The 20,568-nt window shown below is 70.8% G+C and carries 18 protein-coding genes and 1 pseudogene; 8 read left to right on the forward strand and 11 right to left on the reverse strand.

Translation table 11 applies throughout. The annotated features are described in order from the left end of the window. A pseudogene (locus FDA94_RS32195) lies at positions 1 to 441 on the reverse strand (hypothetical protein); the annotation flags it as partial. Between the two features lie 87 nt (positions 442 to 528). Here FDA94_RS32195 and FDA94_RS32200 point away from each other — a divergent pair. Genes FDA94_RS32200 through FDA94_RS32210 form a run of 3 tightly spaced genes read left to right on the forward strand, consistent with a single transcriptional unit; the run spans position 529 to position 5,337 of the window. Next, positions 529 to 921, forward strand: coding sequence for a hypothetical protein (locus tag FDA94_RS32200; protein ID WP_137250837.1), 393 nt, complete (start codon positions 529 to 531; stop codon positions 919 to 921). A 1-nt stretch (position 922) separates the two neighbouring features. Further along, positions 923 to 3,295 (forward strand): DUF4132 domain-containing protein, encoded by a 2,373-nt coding sequence (locus tag FDA94_RS32205; RefSeq protein WP_137250838.1) that lies wholly within the window; start codon positions 923 to 925, stop codon positions 3,293 to 3,295. A gap of 5 nt (positions 3,296 to 3,300) precedes the next feature. Beyond that, positions 3,301 to 5,337, forward strand: coding sequence for a DUF4132 domain-containing protein (locus FDA94_RS32210; RefSeq protein WP_137250839.1), 2,037 nt, complete (start codon positions 3,301 to 3,303; stop codon positions 5,335 to 5,337). A 175-nt stretch (positions 5,338 to 5,512) separates the two neighbouring features. Here the strand turns inward: FDA94_RS32210 and FDA94_RS32215 are convergent, their stop codons facing one another. Then, entirely contained in the window at positions 5,513 to 5,953 is a 441-nt protein-coding gene (locus FDA94_RS32215) for a MarR family winged helix-turn-helix transcriptional regulator (protein WP_170991226.1), read from the reverse strand. An 89-nt stretch (positions 5,954 to 6,042) separates the two neighbouring features. Here FDA94_RS32215 and FDA94_RS32220 point away from each other — a divergent pair, with 89 nt between their 5' ends. Beyond that, a complete protein-coding gene (locus tag FDA94_RS32220; protein ID WP_137250841.1) occupies positions 6,043 to 6,573 on the forward strand; it encodes a GNAT family N-acetyltransferase in 531 nt (176 codons plus the stop codon). A gap of 18 nt (positions 6,574 to 6,591) precedes the next feature. On the opposite strand, the gene FDA94_RS32225 is transcribed toward FDA94_RS32220, so the two are convergent. The 4 genes from FDA94_RS32225 to FDA94_RS32240 all read right to left on the reverse strand — a co-directional run bounded on the left by FDA94_RS32225 (position 6,592) and on the right by FDA94_RS32240 (position 13,497). Beyond that, positions 6,592 to 7,242 (reverse strand): hypothetical protein, encoded by a 651-nt coding sequence (locus tag FDA94_RS32225; protein ID WP_137250842.1) that lies wholly within the window; start codon positions 7,240 to 7,242, stop codon positions 6,592 to 6,594. A 104-nt stretch (positions 7,243 to 7,346) separates the two neighbouring features. Next, positions 7,347 to 7,994: a hypothetical protein gene (locus FDA94_RS32230; RefSeq protein ID WP_137250843.1), complete on the reverse strand. Its 648-nt coding sequence runs from the start codon at positions 7,992 to 7,994 to the stop codon at positions 7,347 to 7,349. A gap of 95 nt (positions 7,995 to 8,089) precedes the next feature. Beyond that, complete coding sequence (locus FDA94_RS32235) at positions 8,090 to 10,432, reverse strand: glycoside hydrolase family 9 protein (protein WP_137250844.1); 2,343 nt, start codon at positions 10,430 to 10,432, stop codon at positions 8,090 to 8,092. A gap of 290 nt (positions 10,433 to 10,722) precedes the next feature. Beyond that, positions 10,723 to 13,497, reverse strand: a complete 2,775-nt coding sequence (locus FDA94_RS32240) for a glycoside hydrolase family 48 protein (RefSeq protein ID WP_137250845.1) — start codon at positions 13,495 to 13,497, stop codon at positions 10,723 to 10,725. Between the two features lie 189 nt (positions 13,498 to 13,686). On the opposite strand from FDA94_RS32240, the gene FDA94_RS32245 reads away from it, so the two are divergent. Continuing rightward, positions 13,687 to 14,052, forward strand: coding sequence for a hypothetical protein (locus tag FDA94_RS32245; protein ID WP_137250846.1), 366 nt, complete (start codon positions 13,687 to 13,689; stop codon positions 14,050 to 14,052). Positions 14,053 to 14,063: 11 nt separating this feature from the next. Here FDA94_RS32245 and FDA94_RS32250 read toward each other — a convergent pair whose 3' ends face one another. The 3 genes from FDA94_RS32250 to FDA94_RS32260 are packed head-to-tail and all read right to left on the reverse strand — an operon-like array spanning position 14,064 to position 17,270. Next, positions 14,064 to 15,692 (reverse strand): hypothetical protein, encoded by a 1,629-nt coding sequence (locus FDA94_RS32250; protein WP_137250847.1) that lies wholly within the window; start codon positions 15,690 to 15,692, stop codon positions 14,064 to 14,066. Between the two features lie 13 nt (positions 15,693 to 15,705). Further along, positions 15,706 to 16,338, reverse strand: a complete 633-nt coding sequence (locus FDA94_RS32255) for a DUF47 domain-containing protein (protein WP_137250848.1) — start codon at positions 16,336 to 16,338, stop codon at positions 15,706 to 15,708. Continuing rightward, entirely contained in the window at positions 16,335 to 17,270 is a 936-nt protein-coding gene (locus FDA94_RS32260; RefSeq protein WP_246060262.1) for an inorganic phosphate transporter, read from the reverse strand. The genes FDA94_RS32255 and FDA94_RS32260 overlap by 4 nt, the downstream gene beginning before the upstream one ends. Before the next feature lie 99 nt (positions 17,271 to 17,369). On the opposite strand from FDA94_RS32260, the gene FDA94_RS32265 reads away from it, so the two are divergent. Together FDA94_RS32265 and FDA94_RS32270 are read left to right on the forward strand one after the other, a co-directional pair. Beyond that, positions 17,370 to 17,885: a MaoC family dehydratase gene (locus FDA94_RS32265; RefSeq protein ID WP_137250850.1), complete on the forward strand. Its 516-nt coding sequence runs from the start codon at positions 17,370 to 17,372 to the stop codon at positions 17,883 to 17,885. Further along, positions 17,882 to 19,036, forward strand: a complete 1,155-nt coding sequence (locus tag FDA94_RS32270; protein ID WP_137250851.1) for an acyl-CoA dehydrogenase family protein — start codon at positions 17,882 to 17,884, stop codon at positions 19,034 to 19,036. Before FDA94_RS32265 ends, FDA94_RS32270 begins: the two co-directional genes overlap by 4 nt. 5 nt (positions 19,037 to 19,041) lie before the next feature. Here FDA94_RS32270 and FDA94_RS32275 read toward each other — a convergent pair whose 3' ends face one another. Continuing rightward, positions 19,042 to 19,389, reverse strand: coding sequence for a hypothetical protein (locus tag FDA94_RS32275; RefSeq protein WP_137250852.1), 348 nt, complete (start codon positions 19,387 to 19,389; stop codon positions 19,042 to 19,044). A gap of 76 nt (positions 19,390 to 19,465) precedes the next feature. Between FDA94_RS32275 and FDA94_RS32280 the strand changes: the two genes are divergently transcribed. After that, a complete protein-coding gene (locus tag FDA94_RS32280; RefSeq protein WP_281286667.1) occupies positions 19,466 to 19,915 on the forward strand; it encodes an HIT family protein in 450 nt (149 codons plus the stop codon). Here the strand turns inward: FDA94_RS32280 and FDA94_RS32285 are convergent. After that, entirely contained in the window at positions 19,903 to 20,565 is a 663-nt protein-coding gene (locus FDA94_RS32285) for a response regulator (protein ID WP_246060265.1), read from the reverse strand. The genes FDA94_RS32280 and FDA94_RS32285 overlap by 13 nt on opposite strands. Positions 20,566 to 20,568 lie beyond the last annotated feature (3 nt).

A 20,568-nucleotide genomic window follows, 5' to 3' on the forward strand; every position in this document is an offset into this window, starting at 1 on the left:
CGCGTCGGCCGCCCGGAACACCGGCGGCATCGCGGCGGCCAGTTCGGCGGCCCGGCCCGCGTCGGCGCCGGTCAGCACCGGCCGCCAGCGGGCCTCGCGCCCCACCAGGCCAGGCAGCACCCGGCCGCGTCTGACCAGGTCACGCGCGAAGTCGTCGAGGGCGGCGAGGAAGCGTACCGAACCCGAAGGCTCCTCCAGCTCGGGCAGGTCGCCCGGGAAGACCACCGGCAGGGACCACTCGCGCAGGTGGGTCGCCGTGGTGAACGACGAGTGGACCGGCCCGTCGGCGTCGGACGGCAGCCGCAGCACGACCTCCTCGGGCCGGCCGTCGAGCTCCTCCGGCGGCCCCGCGAAGGGATGGTGTTCCGACGTCGCGGGGCATGGCGAACCTTCCGCCCAGAATCCGGCCCGCCCTCCGGCCCAGACCGCGTGCACTGGCATCCCGACAAGCTACCCCCGTTTTTGTCGGGCGCCGTTGCTTGAATGAGGGCCTACACGTGATCTTCCCTACGAGGACGGTGTCCCCCCATGGCATTGGTGACGTTCCGCGACGAGACCGCGACCGGCCGCGCGCTGGCCGAGTTCTCCCTGCCCGACCTGCCCGAACGCATCTCGGCGCGGGAGCTCGTCCGGCTGCGGGTGCGCGAGGAGGTGGCCCGCCACAACGCCTCCCCCTCCCACCACTACCGGGGCCTGGTGCGGCCGACCGACGCCGAGGCCGACCTCAACGGCTACCGCATGCGCACGGCCCGCACGCTCGACTGGGAGAAGCAGGCCGACGCGGCCGAGGCGGCGTTCCAGCGCAACGGCTTCCTGCTGCTGATCGGCGACCGCCAGATCCTCGACCTCGACGTCGAGATCGACCTGCTGGTCGACCCGGTCGTCTCGTTCGTCAAGCTGGTCCCGCTGGTGGGCGGCTGAGATGGGTGTGCTCGACGGCCTCCCGGCGGAGTCGCGCGGCTGGCTCGACGAGCTCGACCCCGAAACGCTGGAGGTGTTCGACCGCCTCGACGGCGTCGTCACGCCGCGCGGTCCCTACGGCTATATCGACAACCCGCTCTTCAAGGAGCTGTCCGGCGGGTGGGGCGAGGCCGAGTGGCGGGCGACGGCGCTCTGGGCGCAGTTGCTCACGCTGAACGGCGACGTCTTCGACTGGCCGTTCCTCATCCAGGTCGCCAAGCGCAAGCTGAACTGGACGCCGCACCAGCGAGACCTGCTGTGGCGGACCACCGGCACCGCCTCGGTGCGCTACGCCGACACCGTCCTCGAGATCCCCGTCTCCGCCGTCCGGGGGCTGCCGGTCGCCGAGCGCGAACCCCTGGTGCCCAGCATGACGCGGGCGCGCCGGGAGATGGACAAGCTCCCGCACGCCGTCGCTGCGCCGGTCGTGCGTCGGCTCGACGACCTCCTCGCCGAGCACCTGGCCGGTGAGCCCGCCGCGGCGGTGCACTGCCTGCTGCCCTCGGATGACGCCTTCGCCGAGCTGCTGCACGAGGAATACGGCGAGCGTCTGGGCCACGTCCTTCCGATGGTGCGCCACTGGGCCACCGCGATCGCGGCCAACCCGTCGGCGCGGTGGACGAAGGTCGCCGCCGAACGGCTCACCCCCGAGGCGGTCGAGCTGATCCGGGAGATCCTGGGTCGCGTACCGGCCTACCGGGAGAAGCCGCGGCACAACGGTTACGTCGAGGTCGTCGTCTACATGGAGCCCCGCACCGCCGACCTCCTGCGCGGCATGATCTGGACCTGCTCGGTCATCGACGAGCCCTGGGTGACCGGTCTGCTGGGTGACGTCGCCCTCGCCACCGGCACCGGGGTGGGCGGCTCCGGTCCCAATTCGCGCAACGAGCGGGTGGCCAACGCCGCCCTGGGCGTGCTCGACCGGCGCGGCGGGCTCGACGTCGTTCCCCAGCTCGCCAGGGTGCAGGCGAAGGTCCGTAAGAAGAGCATCCTGACGAAGGTCGCCGCGATCCTGGTGTCGATCGGCGCCCGGGAGGGCCTGTCGCCCGACCAGTTGCTCGAACGCACCGTGCCCGCCTTCGGCCTGGGCTTCGACGGCACCCGCACCGACGGCGGACTGACCCTGTCGGTGACGGGCGCGATCACCTACGACGGCCGCAAGACCATCCCCAAGAGCGTCGACCGCGCGCTGCTGGCGAAGTTCCGCGCCGCCGCCGCCGAGCTCAAGAAGGCGCTCCCCGCCGAGCGGTTCCGTGTCGAACGCGCGCTGGCCGCCGAGCGCGTGTGGCGCTGGCGCGACGCCTGCGCCCTCTACCTCGACCACCCCGTCACGGGCGGCTACGCCCGCACCCTCATCTGGGAGGTCGTCCAAGGCCCGGCCGGGCTGCCGGCGCGGGTCGAGGGCGAACGGTGGGAGCTGACCGATCCGGTCGGGAGACGCGTCGGGGTCGACCCGGAGACCCCGGTCCGGTTGTGGCATCCGCTCCGCCACACCGCCGACGAGGTTCGGCGGTGGCGTGACCACCTGCTCGACGCCGGGCTCCGGCAGCCGTTCAAGCAGGTGTTCCGCGAGGTCTACCTGCTGACCCCGGCCGAAGAGGAGACCCGCGACCACTCGCGCCGGTTCGCCGACCACCGGCTCCGCTACGGCCAGGCCAAGGCACTGCTCACCGAGCGGGGCTGGACCGGCATGTCACTGGGTCACTGGGACGCCGCGGGCGGTTCTGACCAGTGCACCGCGACCAAAGGGCTGCCCGGCGGCCTGACCGTGGCCTGGGACTTCTGGGCCGACGTCCACGCCGACGACCACACGGGTACGGTCGCCGTCTGCGTGAGCGGTGACGTGCGCTTCCACGACGAGCGCGGCGGCCGTGTCGCGCTGGCGGAGGTGCCGCCGCTGCTGTTGTCGGAGGCGCTGCGCGACGCCGACCTGGCCGTCGGAGTCACCTCGACCGGGCTCGATCCGGAGGGCGACGGCGACTACTGGCGGTCCTACGGCTTCGGCGACCTCACCGAGAGCGCGAAGACCCGGCGCGACGCCCTGACCCGGCTGCTGCCCCGCCTGGCCATCGCCGACCGGTGCGCCCTGACCGACCGGTTCCTGGTGGTCCGGGGCGAGTTGCGGACGTACAAGATCCATCTAGGCTCGGGCAACATCCTGATGGAGCCCAACGACGCCTACCTGTGCATCGTGCCGACCGGCGGCGGCGACCGGGTCTTCCTGCCCTTCGAGGAGGACGGCGGCATGTTGTCGGTCGTGCTGTCCAAGGCGTTCCTCCTGGCCGCCGACGCCGAGATCACCGATCCGTCCATCACCCACCAGATCCTGAGATGATCCCCATGACCTACACCGAACTGTCCGCGCTCGCGCGGCGCCTCTACCACGTGCTCAACGGAACCGCCCGCGACACGGGCACCCTGGCCGGGGCGAACATCCCCGACCTGCGGGTGATGGCGCCCTCGGCCCGTGAGCTGGTCGACAACGCGACGAACGACCGTCATCCCCGCATGGGGACGTGGCCCACCGTGGTCGCGGCCGGGATCGCGGGCATGGACGCCGAGCTGGCGGCCTGGCTCGCCGAGCGGCAGGGCGCCGTCGCGGTCGCCGAGCAGGCGGTGGTCTTCGGCTGGGACGTCGGACGGCGGGCGCGCTTCAGCGAGCTGCTGCGGAGCGTGGCCGAAACCCTGCCCCGCACGCCGATGCCCGCCGGCGGGCTCGACTGGCTGGCGGAGCAGCCCGGTTACCTCGGCTTCGCCCGCGCCGCGCTGGAGTCGGCCGAGGCCAGGGTCGGCGCGTTACAGGCGGGCGAGATCCCGTACACGACCAGGCTCTTCGACGACCCGGAGGTCATGGCGCTCGGCCGGGCCGTCCGGCTGGCGCTCCATCGCGACGAGACGTGGCTGCCCGGCCTGCTCGACCGTCTCGTACGCGGCATCGCGGTCGCCCCCACCGCGGCCAAGACCCTGCCCTCCCAGGCGCTGCTCTACGAGATCGCCCGCGCGACCGAAGACTTCCCGACCCCCGAGGCGATCTCCGCGCTGCGCACCGCCGCTCGCATCACCCGGCACGCGGGGGTGCCCAAGGAGCTCGCCAAGAAGTTCAAGCGCATCGAGCCCGCCCTCGCCGAGCGGCTCGACGTCGCGTTCCGGATGCCCGACGGCCGGCTCCGCGAGACGTTCGGCGAGCACACCGCGGTCATCTCCACCGATGGTGCCGTCGAGCTGTCGTGGTGGCACGGCGACCGGAGGCTCAAGTCGGTGCCGGCGGCGGTCCGGCGCGATCACCCCGACGACGTCAAGAGGCTGAAAGACCTGGCCAGGCAGGCCGCTCAGCAGCAGGTCACGCTGGCCAGGGCGCTGGAGGCCGGATACACGAGCCAGACCCCGCCGCCCTACCGCCAGCTGGAGGGCAACCCGGTCACCGACCGCCTGATCTGGGAGTTCGAGGTCGCGCCCGGCGTCTGGCAGGCGCAGCTCGGGCTGACGGTGCCCGACGTGCCGGTCCGGCTGTGGCATCCGGCGCGGGCCTCGGTCGAGGAGGTGCGGGCCTGGCGGGAGGTCGTCCAGGACAAGGAGATCCGGCAGCCGTTCAAGCAGGCGTTCCGCGAGGTCTACCTGCTGACCCCCGCCGAGGAGGCGACGCGGGTCTACTCCGGCCGGTTCGAGAACCACATCGTCCACTACTCGCAGATCCGCGCGCTGTTCAAAGACCGCGGCTGGACCTCCCGCTACATGGGCTTCTGGGACGGCGGACACGACGACGGGGAGGCCCGGCGCGTGCTGGCGGGCGGCCAGTGGCGGGCCACCCTGAGCCACCACCTCTACGAGGAGGGCTACGCCCAGACCTCTGTCGTCCGCTTCCACCGGCGGGCCGGGAGCTCGTGGGAGGAGGCGCCGCTGACGGAGGTCCCGCCGCTGGTCTTCAGCGAGGCGATGCGCGACGCCGACCTGTTCGTCGGGGTCAGCTCGATCATGTCCGAGCCCGAGTGGGCCGAGCGGGAACAGGGGGAGCTGCGCCACTACTGGGAGACCAACTCCTTCGCCGAGCTGTCGTCGTCGGCCGAGGTGCGCCGCGACGCCCTGGCCCGCCTGCTGCCCCGCCTCACCATCGCCGACCGCTGCACCCTGGCGGGCCGCTTCCTGGTCGTCCGGGGCGACCTGCGCACCTACAAGATTCACCTGGGCTCGGCGAACATCCTGATGGAGCCCAACGACGCCTACCTGTGCATCGTCGCCAAGACCACCGCGTCAGGGGGCCTGTTCCTCCCGTTCGAGGAGGACGGCCGCCTGTCGCTGATCCTCAGCAAGGCCTTCCTGCTCGCCGACGACACCGCCATCACCGACCCGAGCATCACGCGCCAGATCACGGCGGCCTAGAGGAACGAGGCGACCAGGTTCACGGCCGACAACAGCGCCGCGCCGGCGAGGCTGACGACCAGGACGAGACAGACGGCTTTCACCCAGGGCTTCACCCGGCCATGGTCGGGTGCGGCAGGCCGTAAATCAAATCGCGCCGCCTGCTCGCGTGGTGCAGGCCCATGTCACGGAGCGGTCAGGGCCTCGCGGTCCGCCCGCGCAGGCGGTCGGCGTGCCGTGCCTGGTTGTCCAGCGCGCGGCGCAGGAAGGTCTCAATGAGTTCGAGTTCGGTGACGCTGAACCGGAGCAGTTCGGCCCGGGCGTCGTCGGCGATCGGCCCCCAGATCTCCTGAACGGCGCTCCGGCCCGGCGCGGTCAGCCGCACCAGAACCCGGCGCCGGTCGGCCGTGTCACGGACCCGCTCGACCAGGCCGGTCCGCTCCAGCCGGTCGATGGCGGTGGTGGCGGCGCCTCCGGTGAGCCCGGCGGCGGCCGCCAGCTCGCTCGCGGTGAGCGGGCCGCGTGCGGTCAGCCGGCTCAGGCACCTCAGGTCGGTGCGGTTGACGCCGAGGCGCCGGCCTGCGAGTTCGTCGATGAGGTCGGTGGCATCCTGCAGCTCCTGAACGGCCCTGGCCACGGCCTGGACCCTGAATTCCTTTGACAATCTAACCTTTAGAAAGTTGAATCAACTGGGTGATCTGAAGTCTAACTCTCCCGGAGGGCACGATGCCAGGACTGAGACCGGCCACGGCCGACGACGTCACCGCCCTGCTGACGCTGATGGACTCCGTCCACGCGTGGCTCCTCGCCCGAGGCCGGCCGGGGCAGTGGGGCACGGTGCCGTTCTCCCGCATCCCCGGCTTCCCCGACCGGATCGCCGACTGGACCCGCCAGAACGTCATCACCCTGGCCGAACGAGACGGCCGCTGCGTCGGCATGCTGGCCGCCGCCCCGGTGATCCCGCCGAGGATCCCCGCCGGCGCGGTGCCCGACGGATCGATGTTCATCCACACCGTGATGACCGACCGAGGCCCCGCCGGGCGCGGCGTCGGCGCGGCCCTGCTGCACGAGGCCGAGCGCCTCGCCCGGGTTCACGGCGCGCCCGCGCTGGCCCTGGACCACTGGGCCGGCAGTCCGGAACTGGGCCGCCTCTACGAGGAACACGGTTACGGCACGGTCGCCGAGTACACCGAGGAACAAGCCGGCGGGCCCACCCGCAACGTGGTACGCGTCCGCCCCCTGCCCGCCCCCGGCTGAGCGAGCCGGGCTGCCCGATCACCCCAGCAGCAGCCGGACGAGCTCGCCGATGCCCAGGGCGGCGCCCACCGACACGATGGCCAGCAGAATCGAATAGAGGCAGCCGGTGCTGCCGCTGATCGGCTTGCTGTGGGCCGCCCCCTCACCGGGCCCCCGCCACAGCGGCCTCGGCTCCAGCACCAGGAACAGCAGCGCGCCGATCTCCCCGATGGTGAACAGCCAGAACCACGCCCACCGGTTGCCCAGCCTCGGCCGCGATCCCAGCATCATCAGGAAGGTGACGACCCAGGCGGTCGCCAGCCACCACAGGTTCGTGCCGCCGGGGAACCGGAACGGCCATGAGGGCGGGATGGAGCCGCTACTCCGATCGTTGAGACGCACGATCGACGGCGAGACCGGGTTGCGCGAGGCGTCGGCGTTGAGCCGCTTGATCGTGTACGGCCCCTTGGCGTCCCGCAGCCCGTCGCTCCGCACCTCGTGCCAGACCAGTGGTGACTCCGACCACATGAGCAGGGACATCTGGCCGCCGTCACCCTGCCACGTCACCCGGTCGACCTCGCCGGCCGAAAGCGCGAACCGGAACTGGTCGAGCGTGCGGATCGACGGCCGGAATGTGGCGCTGACCAGAACGGCCCCACCGACCATGACGACCAGCAGCACGATGCGCACCGCGAAATGGAACCAGTGCAGAAAACGCCGGGCTGAATCCGATTCCACTCTTCGGTTCTACCGCGTCTGTTTCGGCGTGGATGTTCTCATCGCGCCAAGGAATGTCACCATCCGTCCCAGGTCTTGCACGACCACCACGGGCCGGACAGATGCCGGAACGTCTCGCACCCGGAGTCGTCGGGCGGCTGAACTCCACCCGGAAGCCACAGGAAACCCCGTGACTGCGCGATCGGCGGATCGGTGACCATGATCTGGGCCCCGCCGGCGACGGGCTGCGCGCCGCCGACGTGGACGCCGCAGACGTAGTAGAGGCCGACCATTTCGCAGTCGTTCTTGGCGCCGTTGGCGACGATGTCGCGCGCGTACGCCTCCAGGCTGCTCTCCGACAACGCGAAACGCGCCTTGTAGGGAAGGTCGGACGCCATTCCCAGCAGGCAGACCGCGAAGACCACCAGCACCAGCAGCGACGGGACCGCCGAGGATCCGCCACCGGGCTTGGCCAGCACCAGCTTGACGACGAACGTCGGAAGAATGACGCACCAGGCCAGAAAGCCGAAGACCAACGCCTCCGAATAGGGGTCGGGAACGGAGGTCAGGTAGAAAGCCATCAGCGTCACCAGGATCGTGCAGGAAAGAAACATCTTTCCCGGCGGCTCACCCGTTCGCCATCCGGCGGGCGAAATCGCCTGATCGTTCAGATCGGTCACGCGAGCAGAATGCCGTACCTCAAATCGGAGGTCCAGGAAACGCATGTGGAAAGCCCCGCCCCCCTGCGGAATGAGGGGCGGGGCCGTTGGTGGCCCGCCTCCCCCAGAGGGGTCCGTCTGGGGAAGGCGGGCGGCTCGGGTCAGGCCGGGGTGCAGGTCACCGCCGGCACTCCGTTGCTGCCGTTCCAGCTGGCGTTGAAACCGAAGCCGGTCGAGGCGTTGGGGGACAGGTTGCCGTTGTAGTTCATGTTCCGGACCGTCACTGCCGAGCCCGACTGGGTGTGCTGGCCGTTCCAGAGCTGGGTGATGCTCTGGCCGTTGGGCCACGTCCAGTTGACGGTCCACCCGGTGATGGCGACGCTGCCGGAGTTCCGCACCGACACCTCGGCGCCGAAGGCGCCGCCCCACTGGCTGCTGATCGTGTAGGTCGCCGTGCAGGCCTTACCGGTCGGGGAAGGCGACGGGCTCGGGCTGGGGCTCGGCGAGGGCGAAGGCGAAGGCGAAGGCGACGGGCTGGGCGAGGGGCTGGGCGAGGGGGAAGGCGACGGGGACGGGGACGGGCTGGGGGAGGGCGACGGGTCGTTGCCCGGGGTGTTGCCCCAGATCTTGGTCGTGCCCGCGTACAGCGGGATGTTGGTGACGCGCACCGGCGTCGAGCCCGGCGTCGTCGACACGCCTGCGAACGACCAGTCGTTGGCCGCGCTCCACTGCTTCGAGCTGGCCACCCGGAACTGGACCTCGCGCCGGTGCTGCGACTGCCCGGCCGGGGCGATGTTCTGCCCGGTGCAGTTGATCGTCACGTAGTAGGTGGCGCCGGAGTGCTGGGTGGGGCCGGTCGGCGCGCTGCACTGGTTGTAGTTGGCCGTGATGGTGATGTCGGCCGGGGTGGTGTCGCCGTCGAGGGTGAAGTAGTAGCGGAACGAGCCGTTGGTCAGGTTCCTGGCCGGCCAGCCCGACTGGTTCCGGACCATGACCTTGACCTCGGTGAAGTTGCTCCCGGTCGCGTTCACCGACGCCTCGGTGAAGATCTCCGGCTCGGGCGCCGTCTCCGGCTGCGGGAAGTTGGAGAGCGGCGTGCCGCCGTACTCGCCGTAGAGGCGGGCCAGGGCGCTGGTGAAGCCGGCGTTGTAGTCGGTCGCGACCTCGTTCATCACGTAGTCGTCGCGCTTGTCGGTGTAGGCGTCGTTCGGGTCGGGCGGGCCGCCGACCAGGGCGCCGTACAGGACGTGGCGGGTGTCGACCGGGTTGGTCATCTGGTCGGTCCACGAGCCGTGCGCCGTGCGGTGGTGCGGGTTCTTCGGCGGGTTGGCGCCGAAGCCGATCACGTACGAGGAGTTGCGCGGGTTGTCGCCGAGCGCGTAGTCGATCTGGCGCTTGGCGAAGTCGTGGTAGCGGGCCTTGCGCGTCGCGTCGGTGATCGAGTCGCTGTGGACGAGCGCCGCGAAGGAGGTGTTGGCGGCGTACCGGAGGGAGCCCCAGCGGTCGAGGACGGCCTGGCCTCCCGGCGAGTAGGCCACCCGCTGCCCGTTGACTCCGACGGTCCAGTAGTCGAGCCAGCGGTTGGCGTCGTCGAGGTACTGCTGCTTGCCGGTCAGCTTCGCCAGCAGCACGTAGGCGCCGTAGGACTTGTCGTCCCAGGCGATCGTCCACTTGTACGACTTGGTCGTCGACTGCGGCTCGGTGCCCAGGTTCGCGTACGCGGCCTCGGCCTTGGCCAGGTAGGACGCCTCGCCGGTGGCCCGGTGCAGCCAGATGGCGCCCCACACGAGCTCGTCGTTGAAGCCGCTCCACGAGCGGTAGTAGCCGGCCGCGTCGGTGATGCAGTCGCTGTAGGCCCGCTTCACGTTCTCGGCGAAGGCGTAGAGCTGCCGCGCGTGGGTCACCAGCGTGTTGGCGTACGTCGCGTCGGTCGGCCGGAACACGATCGAGGAGGCCGCCATCGCCGCCGCCGTCTCACCGGCCAGGTCGGCGCCGCCGCAGCTCGCGTCGATCTTGTACGACGGCCGGTTCATCTGCATCGCCTCGGCCGGCCCCCACCAGGCGTGGTCGAGCCCGCCGTTGCCGACCTGCCCGTAGAGCACGTTGGCCGACGGGTGCGCCTTGATGAAGTAGTCGTTGACGAACCGCAGGTTGTTCATCAGGTGCGTGAGCTGGGTGCCGTACGACGAGCGGTACTCGACCGCCCCCCAGGCCAGCATCGTGGTGGCCGCCGCCATCGGCAGGCCGAACTTGACGTGGTCGCCGGCGTCGTACCAGCCGCCGGTCAGGTCGAGCCCGACGTCGGCCCCGTCGGTCAGCCCGGAGGGGCCACGCCACGAGACACGGTTCCAGGAGGGCAGCGGGCCCGACTGCTGGGCCTCGTAGAACAGGATCGACTTCTGCAGCGCCTCGCCGTAGTTGAACACGGCTGCGGAGGCCTGCTGGGGTTGAAGGGTGACGGCGGCGACCAGTGCGACGGCCGCGACGCGGAGGGTACGGCGCATAGGAGCGTCCTTACGGAGGGGGGTGTCGGGGGCGCGGCAGCGGGTCAGGCGCTGTCGCGCCCCTCGCCATCTGGGGCGTGGGAGCGCTCCCAAGGGGAATTTCGTGTACGACGGTTGAGATGTCAATCAAGCGGGCCTCGGCAGGCCGCTGACCTGCGGAATCGTCCTCTGAATGTTTCACATCGGGGGTCCCCGCAAAAAGGGGAGGAGCCCCCCGGAGGGGGCTCCTCATGGTCGTTCTGTAGGGGCGTGACGGCGGGTCCGGCACCGCCACGCCCCCGTCCGCGGGATCAGCCGTTCGGGAAGAGGCGGCCGTATTCGCCCATGGCGACGGCCACGTCGACCTGGGCCCAGAAACGGTGGTAGTTGAAGGTCGGGGCCGGGCCGGTCCCGTCCAGGTAGGCCTTGACCTCGGGGTAGTCGGGGTCGTTCTGGTAGAAGGACCGGATCGACAGGAAGGTCGAGCTGGAGTTGATCGGGTCGCCGTTCGGCATGGTGCCGGTCCAGCCCGGCGGCACGTAGACCGCGTCGTCGAGACGGTTGTAGTCGGCCTTGGTCTCCGGCACCGAGACGCCCTTGGCGTCCTGGTTGAGCCAGATGCCGTCCAGCAGCGCCTTGGCCATGTTCTTCGCGCCCGTGTGGTTCGCGCGGGCGGCGTAGTACATGAGGACCTTCGCGTACGAGCCGGCGACGCCGACGTCGGTCGTGTGGTCGGCCACGGTCACGTGCAGGCCCGGGTTGGCCGGGGGCATGCCGGTGGTCGAGCTCCAGCTGGCCACCGGGGCGCCCGACCAGCGCAGGGTCGACGGGATCTGGTAGGTCCCGTTGGCGTTGATGGTGGTGTTCGCCATCGCCCAGGAGACCCACTTGTCGAGGATCGTCTTGGCGTCGGCGTTGCCGCTGGCGTAGTACAGCGAGGCCACGCGCTCCATCGACCACGCCTGGAAGCCGAACCACTGGTTCGACGGCGGGTCGTGGTAGACCGGCTGCCAGTCATAGGTCATGCCGTGGAACTTGGGCAGGTTCGACGGCGGCGTCGCGTAGTGACCCTGCCACGAGTTGGTCGCGCCGCCGGCGATGGCGCCCTCGTCCGACTGCAGCCACTTGTAGAACTGGAGCTGGCGGGTCAGCGAGGTCGCCCAGTCGGAGGCGCCGGTGGAGCTGCGCGGACGCAGGTCCGTCTGGGTCGACAGGGCCCAGGCCGCGAGCGGGTTCTGGTAGCCGCCGTGGTTGTGCGACGAGCCGATGCGCCAGGCCCAGCCGGCCGACGAGTCGGTCGCGCCGCCCCACGCGTAGTACCAGCTCAGCAGGTAGGTGGCGCTGTTCTTGCCGGTGCCGGCCGGGCACGAGGTGCTGGTGCAGCCGGGCTGCTTGAAGTACTTGTCGTACATCGCGTAGCGCAGGTAGTCGCCCATCTTCGCGGCCTTGGCCACGGTCGAGGCGATCTGCGACTGCTTGCCCTGGGCCTTGGCCCACTCGTTGGCGTAGTAGGCCACCTGCACGGCGCGGGCGTCGGCGTCGGGGGCGTTGGTGTACTTCCACTGACGGGCGTAGTTGCTGTCCTTGATGAACAGGTCGAGGAAGCCGTTGCGGCCACCGTGCGCGAAGGTGTCGCACGACGGCTGCGGGATGGTCTCGAAGACCGACTCCTCGGGGCCGCGCTGGTAGGTGTTGATGTACGCAGGCTTGGTCGTGCCGTCGCCGCAGCGGCCGAAGCCGTAGGTGTTGTCGACGTCCAGCAGCCAGTGCATGCCGTAGATGTCGCTGGTGTTGTACGCCGTCCGCAGCTCGGCCGCGATCGGGTCGGTGCCGACCGAGACGCCCGAGTTGATCTGCGACGGGTAGGCGCTGATGTCGTCGAACTCACCGGCGTAGGTGGCCGGGGAGCTGGCGTTGTAGAACGAGTTGGTCGGCTGGTCCTGCGTGGAGGGGATGATGTACCTCTCCATCGACGCCCACGCGGTGTTGAACTTGGTCCAGTCGCCGGTCACCTGGCCGTAGACCGCCTCCAGCCACAGGTAGTAGCTGTAGGCCTCCGACGTGGTCTCGTGCCCGTGGTCGGGCGCCTCGACCAGGAAGGTCTCGACCGAGTGGTAGGGCACGCCCTCGGGCGAGAAGTAGCCGTTCGCCGGGTCGTGGATCTTGTTGTACAGGCTGGTGAACCGCTGGATGTACTCGTTGCCCGGCGTGGTGCCGTCGTCGTCGGCCTCGGTGGCGTCCAGGGGCGAGGAGAAGTAGAAGACCCCGCCCCCGCTCGTCGACATGTTGAACCGGGCGGTGCCGCCGGTCGCGTCGGCGTCCTGCGCCGCGCTGACCGTGACGGTCTGCGGGACGTTCCAGTTGGCCGGCGTGAAGGTCAGCGTCGTGGGCGCCGCGGTCAGGTCGGCGTCACCGCCGCTCTGCTTCGACACCGTGACCGTGACGTTCGAGGTCGGCTGCAGCGACAGCGACACCGCCGCCGTGGCCGAGCCGCCCTCGGCGACCAGCACCGACGTCGGCGCGATGCGGACGAACCCGTCAGGCTGCGGCGACGGGCTCGGAGACGGGCTCGGCGACGGAGAGGGCGAAGGGCTGGGGGAGGGCGACGGAGAGGGCGACGGAGAGGGCGACGGAGAGGGCGACGGCGACGGCGAGGGGGTGCCGCCGCAGACCACGTTGTTCACCCGGAAGGTCGTCGGCTTGGGGTTGCTCCCGCTCCAGGTCCCGTTGAAGCCCAGGGAGAGGGTCGCGCCGCTCGCCAGCGTGCCGTTCCACGGCATGTTGGTGGCGGTGACGTTGGCGCCCGACTGGGTCCAGTTCGCCGACCATCCCTGGGAGACGCGCTGGCCGGAGTTGGGGAAGGTGAAACCGAGGTTCCAGCTGCTCAGGGCGTCGCCGGTGTTCCGCACCGTGAGGTTCGCGGTGAAGCCGCCGTTGCCGGGGCTGGTCGTCCAGTCGTTGGTCGTGTACGTCACGTCGCAGGTCACGGCGGCGGACGCCGGTTGCGCGACCAAGGTCACGGCAGCCGTGCAGACGGCCAGCACGGCCGCCCACAGGGCGCGTTTGCGATAAGCACGTATCGCCATTGTCGGGGGGTCTCCAAGCTCTCAGGGACTAAGGGGGATGGGAGCGCTCCCACCGGTAGCATGCCCGGATCGCCCGAATCTCTGTCAATCGACGTGCGCATTCGCCGCCCTTTGTCCTGCCCGAAGGTGAAACTTTCACCTCGCCGAGTGCCACGTGTGAGGCCGTCACCTGCGGGTAGACGCGCGCCCATGGCCAACGACAGAGTGAACGAGATGACCGACGCTGCGAAGACGGCCGCCGCCAAGATCGAGGGGGCGTTCCACGAGACCGCCGCCAAGGTCGCCGCGACCGTGGAGGACAAGATGCCCGAGGTCCGCGACGCCGCCCAGAAAGCGGTGGCCAGCGTCGAGGAGCACATCCCCGACGCCGTGAAGGACAAGGTCAGGGGCGCGACCGAGACGGTGTCGGCCAAGGCGGCCGAGGTGACGCCGGTGCAGGTCAAGGACGCCACCGACCGCCTGACCGCCGAGGCGAGGAAGCGCCCGATGCTGGCGGTCGCCGCCGGGGTCGCCGCGCTGCTGGTGTTCCGCCGGCTCCTGCGCCGCAAGCGCTGATCAGGAGGTGATCAGGGTGCCGTGTTCGCCGGGCGCAGCACTCGCGTGCCGCCCGCGATGAGCGCCGTCGCCAGGATCCACCCCGATGCGATGAGCGCGTTGGCCACCCAGATCGTCCAGCCGGTGGGCTCCCAGGCGGCCCGTTGCTCGAACAGGCTCACCGGCACCAGATGGTCGAGGGTGTAGACGAACGGGTTGAAGTGGCGGGGACGCTCGTCCAGTCCGATCTGGACGGGGGGAACCAGGGAGAAGACGACCGTCCCCGCCGTGAGCAGCGCCGACAGCCACGCCCCCGCCAGCCAGGGGCGGAAGCCGTAGCCGACGACGGCGTCCAGGACCAGGCCCCAGGCCCGTCCGGACACCGCCAGGGTGCGGCGCCGGGCGCGCTGTTTGGCCAGCAGGACCCGCCGTGCGTCGTGTTCGTGGCCGATGCGGCGGTAGTAGGCGGCCAGTTGCTCGTAGGGCTGCGGGCGGTAGCGGTCGGGGTGGCGGTTCAGCCAGTTCAGGCGGTCGCGGATCGTGGCGGGGCTGCGGAGGGATTCGTACACGAGACCGTCGAGCCGCACCACGCCGGGGTAGCTCTCCGGACGGTCGGCGAGCAACCCGACGCGGGTGTAGCCGAGGTCGACCCCGCCCTCGATCGACTCGGGGGTGAGCAGGAACTCGCCGACGTCGAGGTGACGGGTGTGCACCGCCAGCTGCTCCGATTTCAGGCTCGCCCCGTCGAGTGAGAGGGTGCCGCTGATCCGGGCCCCGCGCAGGCTGATCTCGCCTTCGGCGGAGAACCCCGTGCCCATGTTCATGACCGTGGCCTGCAGATAGTCGCCGTGGACGGCGTACCGGCCGAGCGCCGTGATCGAGGTGTGCTGCAGCCACAGCCCGCCGTTGAACCGGGCGCCCTGGAGCCGCAGGCCGCCGGTCACCGTCATCCCGCGCAGGAACGCGCCGCCCTCCACCACCAGGCCGCCCGCCCAGAGCGCGGTCTGCTTCTGCTCCTGTTCGCGGGGGTCGCCGGCGTAGCGGGTCCCGGCCCACCCCGCCTCCTTGAGCGTCCAGTGGACCGGGCTGCCGATCTCGCAGCCGGACATCCGCAACTGCCCGCTGACGTGGGCGTTGTCGAGCCGGATCCCGTCGTGGACGACGCAGCCGCCGATGTCGAGCACGCCGTCGACCCGCGCCCGCCCGGCGCGTAATCGCAGCAGGTCGCAGTCGCGGAACCGCAGCGCCCGCGTCTGCGCCTCGACCAGGTCGATCACCCCGCCGACGTGACACTCGATCAGGTGCAGCGTCGTGGTCAGCTCGGCCCCCGCGAGATCGAGGTCCCCCACCACCCGCGCGCCGATGAGCCGGACCGCGGCCACCTGCCCGGGGAGCGAGGGCCGCGCGCCGAGCAGCAGCGCCCGGATCACCTCGGCCCGCACGACCCGCTCCCGATCGGCCGGGCCGCCCCCGTTCAGGGAGGCCCAGGCGGCCCGGACCCGGCCGGCCCTGGTGGTCTGGTCTTCGTCGGGCGGGTGCACCCGGTCGCGGGTGGTGCGGGCGCGGTCGGGGTGGACGTCGACCCATTCCCCGGTCGGGTAGGCGGCGACGAGTCGCTTCTCCGCCGGAGTGAGCCGCCGGAAGGGGAGTGATCTTCGCATGCCCCGACTGTATTCACCGTTTCATCGCGCCGTCGGCGATCGCGTCGGCGGCCTCGCCGATCGCGGTGCCCACGATCTCCAGGCGGCGGACGAGCTCGCGTTCGCGCAGGGCCTCGGCGGTGATGTCGGAGGAGAGGATGCGGGCGATCTCGTACTGGTACATCCGCCGGATCGTGCCGCCGGCCTTCTTGGCCTCCAGGGCGTCGTGGCCGACCGCCGACGAACGGGTGGCCAGGTCGCGGACCGACTTCTCCAGCGCGTCGACGCCCACGATGACCTGGTCGAGCATCGGGGCGAACCGCTGGCGTCCGCGCACCCGGTAGAGGTGCGACTCGCGGACGAAGTCGCGCAGCGAGTCGAGGATGTCGTCGATCGACCGCGACAGCCGGAACAGGTCCTCGCGGTCGATCGGGGTGACCAGGGCCCCGGCCAGTTCGGCGACCAGGCGGGCACGGCAGGTGTCGCCCCGGTGCTCGATCTCGCGCATCGCCTGGTGGGCCTTGGTGCGGCCGATCTCGCCGCCGCTCATGGCGATGGCCAGCCACGCGCCCTCTCGGGTGGCGTCGAGCTGGCCGATGAGGGCGTCGGCGAGGCTGGTGTCCATGCGGCCCCGCATCATGCCGAACATCCGCCGGAGCCGCCTCAACCGGCCACCCCCTTGATCATCAGCCCGGCCCCGAGGCCCAGCAGGCCGCTGACCGGCAGGGTCAGCGTCCAGGCCAGCACGATCTTCGACGTCGCCGCCCACCGCACCCGCCGGACGCTGTCGGCCACCCCCGCGCCGACGAAGCCGCCCGCGATGGCCTGCGTCATGCTCACCGGCGCCCCGGCCGCCGCGCAGCCGATCACCGACAGGCCGCTGCCCAGCCCGGCGGCCACCGCGTGCAGCGGACGGGCGGGCAGCAGCTGCCGGCTGAGGGTCCGCCCGGCGCGCGGCAGCCCGTAGACGGCGCCGACCGCGAACAGCGCCGCGACCAGCAGGCAGACCAGGGGAGGGGCGCCGCCCACCCCGAGCCCGATGAGGAAGACGGCCAGCATCTTCTGTCCGTCGTTGGCGGCGTACGCCAGGCACTGCACCGCGAACCCGCCCCAGTGGAGACGGGGCAGCGACTGCGCCCGGCCCAGCCCCGAAACCACGCGGCTGGCCAGCACCGCCACCGTGGCCCCGACGAAGGGCGCGACGACGCCCGCCACCAGGACCAGGCCGACCGCGCCCGCCGAGACGGGCAGCCCGAGCCCGGCGGCCGCGCCGGTCAGCCCTCCGACGATGGCCAGGGTCAGGCTGGTCGGCCACCCCCGGCTGCTCAGGACCAGGACCACGACGAGCGCGCAGACCACCGCGACGGTCATCGCGACCTGTCCGGCCGTGCCCGGCAGCGACGCCAGCCGGGTCGTGAAGGTCGCGGCCACCCGCGACGTCAGCATCGGGACCGCCGCGACCGCGGCGACCAGTACGAACAGCGCCACCAGCGGGCGCACCCCCGGGACCCGGAGCCCGGCGCCGAGCAGGGCGCCTCCGTCGTTGACCCCCGAGACCACCGCGAACACTCCGGCGAGAACAGCCAATGAGGCGGACAACAATCTCCCCTCGTTTGCCTTTTGTTCACCATTTGTTTACCCAGGCATTCCCGGGCGGCGGGGTGATCACTCCGGCGGAGATCTGGGGACGATAGGGGAGTGACCGTACACGCAGCCCATCTCGGCCGTTACTACGAGGATTTCGTCGTCGGTGACGTGTTCCAGCACCCCCTCGGCCGCACCATCTCCGAGGCCGACAACACCTGGTTCACCCTGCTGACGATGAACACCAACCAGAACCACTTCAACGCCCACTTCGCCGCGCGGGCCCCGGTCGGGAAGATCATCGTGAACTCGGGGCTGTCGGTCGCGATCGTGCTCGGCCTGTCGGTCATCGACGTCAGCCAGAACGCCTCGATGAACCTCGGCTGGGACGAGATCCGGCTCACCCACCCGGTCTTCGTCGGCGACACCCTCTACGCCGAGTCGCTGGTCGAGGCCGCGCGCGAGTCACAGTCGCGCCCCTACGCCGGGATCGTCACCTGCCGCACCCGCGGCCTGAACCAGGACGGCGACGAGGTCATGTCGTGGCGGCGCTCGGTGCTGGTGTACAAACGCGACGCCCCCCACGACAAGGGCTTCTTCCCCGTCGCGAAGAACGGCCCGCTGGCGTGAACTTCGACCTCACCGACGACCAGCGGCTCTTCCGGGAGACCCTCCGGGAGTTCGTCGACGCCGAGATCGTCCCGGTGGCGGCCGAATGGGAACGCTCGGGCCGCTACCCGGCCGAGATCGTCGACGCGTTCGCGTCGCTGGGCCTGTTCGGCATGACGATTCCGGAGGCGTACGGGGGTCTCGACCTCGACCGGGTGTCCTTCGCCCTCGTCTTCGAGGAGATCGCGCGGGGCTGGATGGGCGTGGCCGGGATCCTCGGCTCCCATTCGCTCGCGACCTGGATGGTGGCCCAGTACGGGACCGAGGCCCAGAAGGAGGAGTTCCTGCCGGGGTGGGCGTCGGGCGAGCGGCGTACCGGCATCGCGCTGACCGAGCCCGGCGCCGGCACCGACCTCCAGGGCATCGCCACCCGCGCCGTCCGGGACGGCGACCACTACGTCGTCACCGGCACCAAGACGTGGATCACCAACGCCCGGCACGCCGACCCGCTGCCCGTCCTGGTGAAGACGTCCGCCGAGACGCCGGCGCACCGGGGCATGTCGGTCCTCCTGATCGACCAGGACGACCTTCAGGTCAGCCGTGACCTGCCGAAACTCGGCTACAAGGGGACCGAGACATGCGAGGTCGTCCTGGACGCCGTGCGGGTTCCGGCCGAGCGGCTGCTGGGCGGGGTCGAAGGGCGGGGGATGCAGCAGGTGCTGGCCGCGCTCGAACTCGGGCGGATCAACATCGCGGCCCGCGCGGTCGGGGTGGCCCAGTGCGCCTACGACGCGGCCCTCGCGTACTCGAAGGAGCGGACGGCCTTCGGGCAGCCCATCTCCGAGTTCCAGGCGATCCAGCTGAAGCTCGCCGACATGGCGACCGAGATCCAGGCGGCCCGGCTGATGACCTACTGGGCGGCGACCCGGTCGGAGCAGGGGGCGGTGACCGGGGAGGCGGCCATGGCCAAGTACTTCGCCTCCGAGACGGCGCTGACCACGACGATGGAGGCCATGCGGGTGCACGGCGGCTACGGGTACTCGCAGGAGTTCGTGCTCGAACGCCTCTACCGCGACGCGCCGCTGATGGCCATCGGCGAGGGCACGAACGACGTCCAGCGCATGGTCATCGCCCGTGCCCTGCTGAAGGGGAGCCTCAGGGTCGGCTGGTAGGCGGATCAGGCGATCCGGAAGCTCCGCGCGTCGAATCTGATGAAGCTGTGGATGTCGTTGGCGGGGAAGTAGAGGGCGTGGCCGGTGCAGTCGGCGGTGGCGTAGACCTCGATGGCGACGTTGGTGTCGTTCCACTCCGCGTGCGCGACGGAGGGGAGCGCGTGGCAGCCCGCGCCCAGCGTGGCCGCGTCGTAGGCCGCGATCTGGGTGGTGAACCACGCGTCGGCGTAGAAGTTCACCGTGCCGGCCGGGCCCGTCGCGGCGGAGGCCGGCGCCGCCGCCGTGACCACCGCCGTCGCCGCGAACGCCGCGGCGGCCAGGCGCATGACGGATTGCTTCGTGAACGTGAGCATCTTCTGCCTTCCGGTTCAACAAGATCTCCGAGTGACGGGATCATAGGCAGAAGATGGTTGAATCTTCAATGGAAAGTTGGCGGCCGATCCTGACCGCCGGTCAACTAGGGTCGCGAAGGTGAGTGACTGCCTGTTCTGCGCGATGGTGGCCGGGGAGACCGGCACCGTCGGGGTCTACGACGACGACGTCGTGTTCGCGTTCCTCGACCACCGGCCCGTCTTCAAGGGCCACGTCCTGGTCGTGCCGAAGACCCACGTCGTCACCCTGCTCGATCTGCACGACGTCGGGCCCTACTTCGAGCGGGTCCAGGCCGTCACCCGGGCCGTCATGGCCGGGCTCGACGCCAAGGGCAGCTTCGTGGCCCTCAACAACGTCGTCTCGCAGTCGGTCGCCCACCTGCACACCCACGTCGTGCCGCGGAACCCGAAAGACGGGCTGCGCGGCTTCTTCTGGCCGCGCACCACGTACGCCTCCGACGAGGAGGCGCGCGAGTACGCCGCGAAGATCAGCGCTCAGATGAGCTGATAGACCAGCTCGGGCCGGCCGATCCCGCCGTACTGGGGCAGGCGGCGGGTGACGCCGCTCTCGGTGAGGTGTTCCAGGTAGCGGCGGGCGGTCACCCGGGAGACCCCGACCGAGGTCGCGACCGCCGTGGCCGACAGGCCGTCGGAGGCGCCGCGCAGTTCGGCCACCACGGCCTCCAGCGTCGGCCGGGTCAGGCCCTTCGGCAGGTGCGAGCGGGCCGGGCCGCGCAGGGCGGCCAGCATGTCGTCGACCTCGCCCTGGCCGCTGGCCTCGCCGGGGGCGTCGACCGTCGAGCGGAACTTGGCGTACTGCCGCAGCTTCTCGTTGAGCGCGGCGAAGGTGAACGGCTTCAGGACGTACTGGGCCACGCCCACCGACACCGCCGACCGGACCATCGACAGGTCGCGGGCCGAGGTGATGACGATGACGTCGCACAGGACGCCCGCGGCCCGGATCGCCCGGCACACCTCCAGGCCGTGCATGTCGGGCAGGTAGAGGTCGAGCAGCACCAGGTCGACGTGCTGCCGCCGGAGGAACCGCAGCGCCTCGCCGCCCGACCGGACGACCCCGGCGACCTGGAACCCGGGCACCCGGTCGACGTAGACGCGGTGGGCCTCGGCGGTGATCTCCTCGTCTTCGACCACGAGCACCGA

Source organism: Herbidospora galbida (assembly GCF_005233835.1).
In the GTDB taxonomy this organism is placed as follows: Bacteria; Actinomycetota; Actinomycetes; order Streptosporangiales; family Streptosporangiaceae; genus Herbidospora; species Herbidospora galbida.